At 37.5% G+C, this 12,554-nt stretch carries 5 protein-coding genes; 4 read left to right on the forward strand and 1 reads right to left on the reverse strand.

The features are described 5' to 3' along the window. The 3 genes from KTJ10_RS04040 to groL all read left to right on the forward strand — a co-directional run. The coding region (locus KTJ10_RS04040) for an Ig-like domain-containing protein (RefSeq protein WP_262441425.1) at positions 1–8,691 on the forward strand (8,691 nt) is incomplete at its 5' end. Positions 8,692–8,931: 240 nt separating this feature from the next. Next, positions 8,932–9,222, forward strand: a complete 291-nt coding sequence (gene groES / locus KTJ10_RS04045) for a co-chaperone GroES (RefSeq protein ID WP_002120604.1) — start codon at positions 8,932–8,934, stop codon at positions 9,220–9,222. 58 nt (positions 9,223–9,280) lie between these two features. Further along, positions 9,281–10,915 carry a chaperonin GroEL gene (groL, locus tag KTJ10_RS04050; protein ID WP_002120607.1) on the forward strand — a complete coding sequence of 545 codons (1,635 nt, stop codon included), beginning with the start codon at positions 9,281–9,283 and terminating at the stop codon, positions 10,913–10,915. Between the two features lie 172 nt (positions 10,916–11,087). Here the strand turns inward: groL and KTJ10_RS04055 are convergent, their stop codons facing one another. Next, entirely contained in the window at positions 11,088–11,462 is a 375-nt protein-coding gene (locus KTJ10_RS04055; RefSeq protein WP_002118962.1) for a diacylglycerol kinase, read from the reverse strand. 106 nt (positions 11,463–11,568) lie between these two features. On the opposite strand from KTJ10_RS04055, the gene KTJ10_RS04060 reads away from it, so the two are divergent. Next, positions 11,569–12,531 carry an MBL fold metallo-hydrolase gene (locus KTJ10_RS04060; RefSeq protein ID WP_262441426.1) on the forward strand — a complete coding sequence of 321 codons (963 nt, stop codon included), beginning with the start codon at positions 11,569–11,571 and terminating at the stop codon, positions 12,529–12,531. The last annotated feature ends 23 nt before the right edge of the window (positions 12,532–12,554 follow it).

Raw genomic sequence — 12,554 nt, forward strand, 5'->3', positions numbered from 1 at the left:
TACCAATATAAAGCAATAGTAACCGACGTTGCAGGCAATACATCAGAAACCGCTATACAAAAAGTCGTTGTGGATACAACAGCGCCGCAAGCAGGTGAACTGACTATATCTGATTTAAGTGATACGGGTGTTTCGGTAACCGATCAGATTACGCAAGATAAAACTTTTGATTTAAAGATTAGCGGACAAGAAGTAAATAGCCAAATCACTTACTGGATATCGAAAGATGATGGAAAGACATGGCAGGAAACGACAGTAAATCAAAAAGATTCGGCTGATGGTGTTTACCAATATAAAGCAATAGTAACCGACGTTGCAGGCAATACATCAGAAACCGCTATACAAAAAGTCGTTGTGGATACTACCGCACCACAAGCAGGTGAACTGATTTTATCTGATTTGACTGATACAGGTGTTTCAGCAACAGATCAAATTACGCAAGATAATAATTTTACTTTGAAGCTAGCTCAACCGATTGTGATCGGAGAGGAAGCTGCTTTATTAGACCACTATGAACTCTCTACCGATGAAGGAAAAACTTGGCAGGAGACAGCAGTTGATCAAAAAGATTTAGCTGATGGAAGTTACCTTTATAAAGCTATAGTGACAGATCTTGCAGGCAACACATCAGAAACTGGTGTGGAAAAGGTAATTATAGATAACTCTTTAAATATTGAATCAACCACAGTAACTATAAAGTCGATTACTGAAGACAATACAATAAGCCTAGTTGAAAAAGATCAGGTTATTTCTATAAGACTGGACGTAGATAATCTACCAACAGATTTAAATAGCTCACTGACATCAGTAAATACGACATTAAACAATGTTGTTTATAACTTTCATTTTGATGAAGTCACCCAAGAATGGGTTAGTAAAATTCCAGCAGAGTTTCTGTGGTCAGATGAATCGCAAACTAATATATCAATTGATATTAGTCTTACTGATCAAGCTGGCAATACAGCCATTATTAAACAGACCCAAAATTATAATGTAGATCATATACCGAATTCGCCAACTCTAGATTCGCTAACTTTCAACAATATAGATGGAGCTATCATTTCAGGTAGTGCATATAAAGGAAGTAAAGTTGATATCTACAATAAAAATGGTGATTGGCTTGCAAGTACCATAACTAATGACGAAGGTAAATTTACTTTACAAGACCTTTCTATTAGTACTAATCAAGAAGTTTATGCTGTCGCTAATTATAATGGCTACAGCAGTGAAAATTCGTCAATTGGTCTAGTTACTGAAGTTCCTGCTATTCGTATTACAAGAATTAGTCCAGAAGGTGTGATCACTGGTTATGCGACCGAAGGCAGTCATTTTATTGTAAAAGATCAGAATGGAAATATTCTACAAGAGTTTAACTCCATTGCATTTGAGGGTTCAGGTATTACGCCTTTTAGTGTAATGGCATTAGGTGAAGTCAGACCATTTACTTTGTCTCTCGACCAACCTTTGGAGGAAGGCACTCAAATTATTATTTCTACAGATAAAGATAATATTTCAGGACATCCACAATATATTACCGCAGACTATACTTCTGCAGTATTTTTAGAAACTCCACAGTTTGATATCAGTGGTGAAACTTTATCAGTACATGTTAATGAACCTAAGAGCTTTATTCGTGCATTTTCTGGAGAAGGTAATTTAATTGCTACAGGTTTTACCGATGAGCAAGGCTTTGCAAGTTTACAAGTGTTCCAATTTTTAAAAGAAGGTGAGTCGGTTACCGTACAAGTAGTAGATAAAAATCAAAATACAAGTGAAACTCTAATTGAAGTTCCAAACTTTGCTTATATTCCACATGTTGAACGTATTACACAAGAAGGCTTAATTTCTGGGTTTGCTGAAGATAATAGTACAGTAATCGTGCGTGATGCTGACGGTAATGAATTAGGAAAGGTTACAATAGGTGATGACAATAGTTGGAATGAATTTAGTCATTTTAGCTTGAGTGTAAACCGCCCTTTAATTGATGGAGAGAAAATTTCCATTCAAATTATTGATAATAAAGGGTTAATGAGTCCTGAGCAAAATATCATTGTAGATCTGACTCCTCCACCTGTTCCAACAGATTTAAATTTCAATGACGCTGGTGATTTAGTTTATGGCCATGCAGAACCTTTCTCTGAAATTTTAGTTAAAGATGGGCAAGGAAACATTCTTAATAAATGGTTCTGGAATAACTGGACTGATGAGAGTGGAAGTTTTTCGATAGAACTTGGTATGTTTTTAACTAATGCTGAGACGGTTTATGTCACGGCTACCGATGTAAATGGAAATGTAAGTTTAGCAGCGCAGATACAGGCGCCTAACTATGCTTTTGCTCCCTATGTAGATAGCTTTACTTCGGACGGAGTGATAAGTGGGCAAGCTGAAAATAATAGTACTCTCATTGTTAAAGATGCCAAAGGTGAAGTCGTAGCTGAAATTAAAGTCGGTGAAGATAATGGCTGGAATGGATCAAGTTATTTTAAACTCCAGCTTGACTGTCCTCTTGTTGATGGTGAGCAGTTTTTCTTATCAATTAAGGATGCTCGTGGGCAAGTAAGCCCCGATACTGTAATTACTGCTGATACAGTTCCTCCTACACCAGCCAGCAATTTGGTTTTCTCAGAAGATGGTTCATATCTTACGGGTGTAGCAGAACTGAATACTACGATTCAGGTTTTTGATCATAATGGTCAGCTAGTGAATATATGGAATAACACCATTAACTCTGACGGTACATTTACTATTTACTTAGGTAGCAACAATTTACATGGAGAAGCATTCACGGTCACAGTTAAAGACCAAGCCGGAAATGTGAGTGAAGCTGTTTCAATAAATGCTCCACTTGATGATATTGCACCAGATCCAATTAAAAATATTTTACTTGATGCAAACGGTCAAAACTTTACAGCGCAAGCAGAAGCAAATAGTCAGATCGAAGTTTTTGATTCATTAGGTAATCAGACGGGTTGGGGCTCTACAGATAGTGCTGGTAATGCTTCTGGTTCTTTCAATCAAACTTATTTACACGGTGAGGAACTCACTTTTGTTGTTATAGATCGAGCAGGTAACCGCAGTATCGAATTTAAGCAAAATGCTTTAATTGATACCATTGCACCAAATCCGATTGAAAATATCATCTTCAACGAAGATGGCCAAAGTTTTACAGCTCAGGCAGAAGCTGGAAGCTCTATTGATGTATTCGATCAGGATGGAAATAAGATTGGTTTTGGTTACACCGATAGCTCAGGTAATGTATCTGGTTATTTTCAACAAGTTTACTTACACGGTGAGGAACTTACTTTTGTCGTAATCGATCGAGCAGGTAACCGTAGTGCAGAGGTCACGCAGAGTGCTTTGAATGATGATGTCGCACCAAATCCGATTGAAAATATTGTATTAGATCTCAATGGTCAGAACTTTACAGCTCAGGCAGAAGCAAATAGCCAAATTGAAATCAAAAATAATAACGGTGACGTCGTAGGTTATGGATCAGCAGATAGCGCAGGTAATGTTTCAGGATATTTGTATCAAGTGCATTTACATGGCGAAGAGCTTACTTTTGTTGTCGTTGACCGAGCGGGTAACCGCAGTACAGAGGTCAAGCAGAATGCCTTGATTGATGATACTGCGCCAAATCCGATTGAAAATATTATATTAGATATCAATGGTCGAAACTTTACAGCGCAAGCAGAAGCAAATACTCAAATTGAAGTTAAAAATGCTGTTGGTGAGATTGTTGGTTCAGGTTATGTGGATGGCGCTGGTAACGTGTCAGGTTATTTTAATCAAGTCTATTTACATGGAGAAGAACTCACTTTTGTTGTCGTTGACCGAGCGGGTAACCGTAGTGCAGAGATCAAGCAAAACGCTTTAACTGATGATATTGCACCAAATCCGATTGAAAATATTGTATTAGATATCAATGGACAGAACTTTACAGCTCAGGCAGAAGCAAACACTCAAATTGAAGTCAAAAATGCTACTGGTGAAGTCATAGGATCTGGTTCAACCGATAGCATGGGTAATGTTTCTGGTTACTTCTATCAGGTCTATTTACATGGTGAAGAACTCACTTTTGTTGTAGTTGATCGAGCTGGTAACCGCAGTACAGAGGTCAAGCAGAATGCGTTGATTGATGACATTGCTCCGAATGTGATTGAAAACATTATCTTTAATGAAAATGGTCAAAACTTTACAGCGCAAGCAGAAGCAAATAGCAAAGTTGAAGTTAAAAATGCTGCGGGTGAGGTTGTAGGTTTTGGTTATGTGGATAGTGCTGGTAATGTCTCGGGTTACTTGAATCAAGTTTATTTAAAAGGTGAGGAGCTCACTTTTGTTGTGATTGATCAAGCTGGTAATCGTAGCATTGAAGTAAAACAAACAACCTTTCTTGATAATACAGCACCGGAAAATGCGACTAATTTAGTATTTAGTGAAGATGGCTCATATCTAAGTGGTATCGCTGAGCCAAATGCGACGATTCAAATATTTGATCAGTATGGTCAATTATTAAATCAGTGGAATAATAATGTTAATTGGGACGGAACATTTAACATCTATTTAAACAGTAACTACATGCATGGAGAAGTATTTAAAGTAGTTGTAGTTGATCAGGCTGGTAATTTGAGTGGTGAGGTTACTGTAAAAGCACCGCTTGATGATATTGCTCCTGTAGCTGCAAGTGATCTGGTCTTTAGTGAAGATGGTTCATCCCTTTCTGGTGTAGCTGAGCCAAATACCTTCATCCAGATTTTTGATCAAAATGGTCAGCAGATGAATACGTGGAGTCAGAGTGTAAATGCTGATGGTACATTTACTATTTTTTTCGGTATTTACAATTTACATGGTGAAGAGTTTACAGTCATTGTTAAAGACCTTGCTGGAAATGTCAGTGAAGCTGTTTCAGTTAAGGCGCCGCTTGATGATATTGCGCCTAATCCGATTAAAAATATTGTACTTGATGCGAACGGTCAAAACTTTACAGCACAAGCGGAAGCAAACAGTCAGATCGAAGTTTTTGACTCATTTGGTAACCAGATAGGTTGGGGCTCTACCGATAGCACTGGTAATGTGACGGGTTACTTCTACCAAGTTTATTTACATGGAGAGGAATTAACTTTCGTTGTCATAGATCGAATGGGTAACCGCAGTGTCGAACTTAAGTTAAATGCTTTGGTGGATACCATTGCGCCAGATCCAATTGAAAACATCATCTTTGACGAAAATGGGCAAAATTTTACGGCACAAGCAGAAGCCAATAGTTTTATTGGTGTCAAAAATGCTGCGGGTGAGTTTGTCGGTTATGGTTATGTCGATAGCACTGGTAATGTGTCCGGTCACTTCAATCAGGTTTATTTAAAAGGTGAGGAACTCACTTTTATCGTTATAGATAAAGCAGGTAATCAAAGTATTGAATTTAAGCAAAATGCTTTGATTGATGATATTGCACCAAATCCGATTGAAAACATTGTCTTAAATGAAAATGGTCAAAACTTCACAGCGCAAGCGGAAGCAGATAGTCGAATCGAAGTTAAAAATGCTGTTGGTGAGGTGGTAGGATCTGGTTCAACCGATAACATGGGTAATGTTTCTGGTTACTTCTATCAAGTGTATTTACATGGAGAGGAGATTACTTTTGTTGTAGTTGATCGAGCTGGTAACCGCAGTACAGAGGTCAAACAGAATGCCTTAATTGATGATATCTCGCCAAATCCGATTGAAAATATTGTGCTCGACTCAAACGGTCAAAACTTTACTGCGCAAGCAGAAGTAAATACTCGGATTGAAGTCAAAAATGCTACGGGTGAGGTTGTAGGCTATGGTTATGTAGATAGTACTGGTAACGTGTCAGGTTATTTTAATCAAGTCTATTTACATGGAGAAGAGCTTATATTTGTTGTAATTGATCAAGCAAGTAACCGAAGTATTGAGGTTAAACATAATGCTTTAATTGATGATGTTGCACCATCAGCTGCTTCAAATATTACATTAACCTCAGACGGATTGCTTTTTGGTGAGGCTGAGCCAAATGCAACGATTGAAATTATTGATCAATATGGTGCAGTTATCGCAACAACTTATGTTTGGTACGATGGCACATTTAATCAATGGATTAATCTGAGTCAATACCAGACACAAAATTTGAGTATTGTTGTCAAAGATATTGCTGGCAACCGAAGCGAAGTTGCTCATGAATTAGTACCAGTATTTACCAACTCACCAATTACTGCAACAGAGCTAAAACTGGATGTAGATGGTCATATTCTAACAGGAAAGGCAACAGCAGGAATGTCGATTGTTGTTACATCTACTGATAGTCAGATCATTAATGGAGGGTGGAATAATGTTGTGAATGAAGATGGTAGTTTTGCTATTCAGTTAATTGATTACTATCTACAGGGACAGACATTACAAGTTCGAGTTTATGACCAGAATACGAATCAATACAGCCTAATCTCTGAAATTATTGCGCCTTTAGACAATATTGCTCCAGTAATTAATGATGTGGTGATTAGTAATGACGGTTATGGTATTACCGGACAAACTGATTCAAAAGCAATCATTCAGGTAATGGATGCGGATGGAGATTTACGAGCAGAATTTCAAACGGATGAGACTGGATATTTTAACGCTAGTATTTATCCACCTATATTACGTGGAGAGCAGTTATTCATCACTGCGATAGATTTAGCCAAAAATATAAGTAAGCCATTTAATATTACTTTTAATGCAGATACTAATGCACCGCCATCAGCAGAGCATATTGTGGTATCTGAAAATGGTTTTTTTATTGAGGGAACTGCTTCGCTCAATAGTGAGGTGCGTATTTATGATGTGTATAGTAATTATATTGGTGGTGGTTCTGTAGATGAAACAGGGCATTTTAATATCCAGTTATACTCACCTCAGGCGAATGGACAAACTTTACGTGTTGTTGTGGAACATAATGGGTATCAAAGCGCTTACACCGAAATTACCGCACCCATAGACATCGTCGCGCCAAATGCAGCAACTCAGCTTGTTTTAGCAGATGGAAATGTACTTTCAGGACAAGCGGAAGCATATTCAACAGTTAATATTTTTGATGCTAATAATAATTTAGTTGGTCAGACTACTGTCGGAAGTGAAGGTAGTTTCTTAACACAATTATGGTCACAATATTGGCATGGCGAAACATTGACGGTAAAAATAGTTGATGCCAATCAAAATGTGAGTATAGGTACAACGGTTGTTGCTATAAATGATACAACAGCACCGAAAGTGGTCACCCAGCTTGCCATAAATGAATGGGGTAATTGGCTGGTAGGGCATGCCGAAAGTAATGCTACTGTTGAAGTCACTTATTATTTTGCTGATCAAGAACCTTCTGTAACGAGTACTACGGTCATGGCAGATGGAACTTTCTCTACTTATGTGTATGGGACTGCAACGTCATTTGACCTTACCGTTATTGATCGTGCTGGAAATCGTAGTGAAACTATCAGTAAAGCAATTAATGATTTAACTACAATCACTGTTGATCAGTTTAAAGGTGATGCTACGGATAATACGTATGTAGTTGATCATATAAGTGATTTTGTTCAAGAGTATGGCGTTGCTACTGTTAATGTATTTCAAGATGTCTGGATAGATACAAGTCATTATGAGGAGCAATGGGTAGCTTCTGGTTATACTGATAACATATGGGTAGATACAAGCCATTTTGAGAATGTTTGGATTGACACAAGCTATTCCCAAGATATTTGGATTGATACAAGCTATTATCAAGATACATGGGTCGTTGATGGCGTAATAGATGTTTACATGGACTCAAATGGCATAAATTACTATTCAGATGATGGTTCGTATAATCAATATGTGAATACCTACTATGATTATAATTTAAATCAGTGGCAGGCAGGATATGAACTATCGGGTCCTAATACTGTAGAGGTTGGGCATCTTGAACAACAACTCGTTCAAGATGGGCACTATGAATCTCAATGGATTGAACAGGGTTATTATGAGCAACAATATGTGTTTGATGGTCATAATGAAGAGACTTGGGTAGATACGAGCCATTACGAAAACGTGTGGATTCAAAGTGGTTATTCAGAAACACAAATAGTTGGGTCTGAACTTAAAGATACGGATTTTGGTGGACACGATAAAATAGTTAGCTCTGTGAGTTATAGTCTGGTTGGATATTCTGATTGGTCGACAGGTCTAGAAAGCGGGCGTTATGTTGAAGATTTGGAGCTGGTTGGTTCTGCTCATTTAAATGCAACAGGCAATGCTTTAGATAATCTTTTAACAGGTAACTCTGGTAATAATGTTTTGAATGGGCGTGAAGGTAACGATACTTATATCACCAATGAAGGTACAGATACTATTCTGTTCCAATTGCTAAATAGCCAAGATGCGGCTGGCGGGAATGGACATGACACGGTGTTAGATTTTACTTTAGGTGATCTAAGAACTGATCTACAAGCTGACAAAATTGATTTAAGTGAATTATTAATTGACTATTCTAAAGACGTGAGCACATTAGCGAAATTTATTACTGTAGAGCAAGATGCTGGAAACACGACTATTAGTCTTGACCGAGATGGTGAAGGTACAATGTTTAGTAATGTTTCATTGATAACTTTAAATCAGGTAAATACAACATTAGATGAATTGTTGAATAATCAGCAACTCTTTGTTTAACATTAAAATTTATTTTTATAAAAGAGGCTATGAAAATAGCCTCTTTTATTTTGTGCTTTAAATTTAATAAAAACTTTTCACAACCTGTTAAAAAATGACCAAAAAAGATAAGTTTTTTTTCATTTTCCCCTTGAAGCCTTTTTTTTCATCCCCACAAAAGTGACATCTAAATATTTTGTTATTGCTCTGGATTAAAGCAATAACGATTAATCAAAAAGACTTAGTCTGATGGAGTTAATTATGAGCAACATTCGTCCATTACATGATCGCGTTGTAATTCGTCGCGTAGAAGAAGAAACCAAAACTGCTGGCGGTATTTTACTTCCAGGTTCTGCTGCTGAAAAACCATCTCAAGGTGAAGTAATTGCAGTAGGTAATGGTCAAATCACTGAGAATGGCGTACGTGCTTTGGATGTTAAAGTTGGTGACAAAGTATTGTTTGGTACTTATGCAGGTACAACAGTGAAAGTAAGTGGTGAAGAACTCTTAATCATGAAAGAGTCAGACATTTTAGCTGTGTTGGAAGGCTAATCAATCCATAACTCAATTCATTATCAGATTCAGTATTTAAAAAGATTCGGAGTTTAATATGTCAGCTAAAGACGTAAAATTTGGTGATTCAGCTCGTTCAAAAATGATTGCAGGCGTAAACGTACTTGCAGATGCGGTTAAAGTAACTTTAGGCCCTAAAGGTCGTAACGTAGTGATTGACCGTTCTTTCGGTGCTCCGCACATTACTAAAGACGGTGTAACTGTTGCTAAAGAAATTTCTTTAAAAGACAAGTTTGAAAATATGGGTGCTCAACTTGTTCGTGAAGTTTCTAGCAAAACTAACGATATCGCTGGTGACGGTACTACAACTGCAACTGTACTTGCTCAAGCAATTTTAAATGAAGGGATCAAATCTGTAACTGCAGGCATGAACCCAATGGATTTAAAACGTGGTATTGATATCGCAGTAAAAACTGTAGTTGAAAATATCCGTTCAAATGCAAAACCTGCTGATGATTTTAAAGCGATCGAGCAAGTAGGTTCTATCTCTGCTAACTCTGATACTACTGTTGGTAAACTTATCGCTCAAGCGATGGAAAAAGTAGGTAAAGAAGGTGTAATTACTGTAGAAGAAGGTTCTGGCTTCGAAGACGCGTTAGACGTTGTAGAAGGTATGCAGTTTGACCGTGGTTATATCTCTCCATACTTCGCAAACAAACAAGATACTTTAACTGCTGAACTTGAAAACCCGTTCATTCTTCTCGTTGACAAAAAAATCAGCAACATCCGTGAATTGATTTCTGTTTTAGAAGCAGTTGCAAAAACTGGTAAACCACTTCTTATCATCGCTGAAGATGTTGAAGGTGAAGCGCTTGCTACACTTGTTGTAAACAACATGCGCGGTATTATCAAAGTATGTGCGGTTAAAGCTCCTGGTTTTGGTGATCGCCGTAAAGCAATGCTTCAAGACATCGCAATCTTGACTGGTGCAACTGTTATTTCTGAAGAAGTTGGTATGTCTTTAGAGCAAGCAACTCTTCAAGATTTAGGTACTGCGCACAAGATCACTGTTTCTAAAGAAAACACTGTTATTGTTGATGGTGCTGGTGATGCTGCTGGTATTGCTGAGCGTGTTCAACAAATCCGTGCTCAAATTGAAGAATCTACTTCAGAATATGACCGTGAAAAATTACAAGAACGCGTTGCTAAATTAGCAGGCGGTGTTGCTGTAATTAAAATCGGTGCAGCAACTGAAGTTGAAATGAAAGAGAAAAAAGACCGTGTAGACGACGCGCTTCATGCAACTCGTGCAGCAGTTGAAGAAGGTGTTGTTGCTGGTGGTGGTGTTGCTCTAGTACGTGCGGTTAATGCATTAGATGGCTTAAAAGGCGCTAATGAAGATCAAACAGCAGGTATTAACATTTTACGCCGTGCGATCGAAGCTCCACTTCGTCAAATCGTTGCAAACGCTGGTGATGAGCCATCTGTAGTGATCAATGCAGTTAAAGGTGGTGAAGGTAACTTTGGTTACAACGCTGCAACTGGTGAATATGGCGATATGTTAGAAATGGGTATCCTTGACCCAGCTAAAGTAACTCGTTCTGCACTTGAGCATGCAGCTTCTGTTGCTGGCTTAATGTTAACTACAGAATGTATGATTACAGACATTCCTGAAGATAAACCAGCTGTTCCAGATATGGGCGGTATGGGTGGTATGGGCGGCATGATGTAATAACGCATCAACGCTTTAACCAAAAAAATCCCTGCTTATGCAGGGATTTTTTATTTTTCACGTAATTTTAAGAAATAATTAAGTTCCATTATTTATATTAAAAACAGGAACAGCAGCTAGAAGTTCCTCTTTTGTTACAACCATGCTTATTTACTTGTAGGCATGGTTTTTTTTAGCCTAATAAAATAATTAACCAGGTAATAGCAATGATAGAGAGTGCAACAAACTGGGCGGCACTTCCCATATCTTTTGCATTTTTAGAAAGCTGATGTTTTTCAAGAGAGACTCGATCAACCACTGCCTCAATAGCCGAGTTGAATAGCTCAACGATCATTGCAAAAAGACATACAATAATCAGTAATACATGCTCGCTACGGCTCACATCAAGAAAAAAACTAACCGGAATCAAAATAATATTAATCAAAACAATTTGGCGAAAAGCTGCCTCATTTTTATAAGCTGCTTTAAATCCTGAAATAGAGTAGCCCGTTGCATTTAATATGCGCTTAAGACCACTTTTACCCTTATAGGGAGAATAGCTATTCATATACTTATATTTCTGACACTTTTCATGCATTATATAATTTGGGTCTTAAAAAATTATTAAATCTTTTTTAAAGATTTCGACTTTATAACTCAATAGAGAAGAAAAGATGAAAAAATTATATGTAGCGTTGGGCATTGCAATTGGAAGCATCCATGCAAGTTATGCTGAGCCAACAGCAACCTCGCAAGTACCAGGATATTATCACCATCAATTTGGAAACTACCGCGTAACCTCTTTGCTTGATGGTACGATTTATTTAAATCCTGATTTATTCAAAAATTTAAATCAGGCCCAGAAAACTAAAATCTTAACAAAATATGCTGCTGTTAATGAGAAAGGGATTCAAACCTCGGTAAATGCATTTTTAGTTGATGATGGAAAAAGTTTAACGCTTGTAGACAGTGGTGCAGCAAGTTGTTTTGGCCCGCAACTTGGTTCCATTGCAAAAAATATTGAATTGGCAGGTTATAAGCTTGCTGATGTAAAAACTGTCTTACTTACTCATCTACACCCAGACCATGTGTGCGGTATTGCTCAAAATGGAAAAGCCGTATTTCCAAATGCAACTGTATATGCACATGAGCGTGAAGCTAATTACTGGTTAAATCCAGCGTCTGAAAAAACAGTGCCAGTAGACAAAAAAGAAAGTTATTTGGATACTGTTAAAAACGTAAAAACTGCTCTTGCTCCATATCAAGCGAAAAAAGCATTCAAGACATTTAAAGATGGCGATGTTATTCAAGGTTTTGAAGTGATCGATACGCGTGGTCATACACCAGGCCATCATAGCTTCCGCTTAAAAAGTAATGATCAGCAAATCATTTTTGTTGGAGACATTGTCCACTCACATTCATTGCAATTTGATGCTCCAAAAACTGGAGTAGATTTTGATGTGAATTCTGAGCAGGCAATTAATACTCGTCTAAAAATGTTTGCAGAAATTTCAAATAAGCAACAATGGGTTGCAGCACCACATTTACCATTCCCAGGCATTGGTCATGTTTATAAAGTAAATACTGAGCAATATCAGTGGATCCCGCTTTATTTTGATAATGTTGTAGAGAAATAAAAAAAAACAGGGCATTTATTGCC

The organism is Acinetobacter sp. WU_MDCI_Abxc222 (genome assembly GCF_025514755.1).
Taxonomy (GTDB): Bacteria; Pseudomonadota; Gammaproteobacteria; order Pseudomonadales; family Moraxellaceae; genus Acinetobacter; species Acinetobacter geminorum.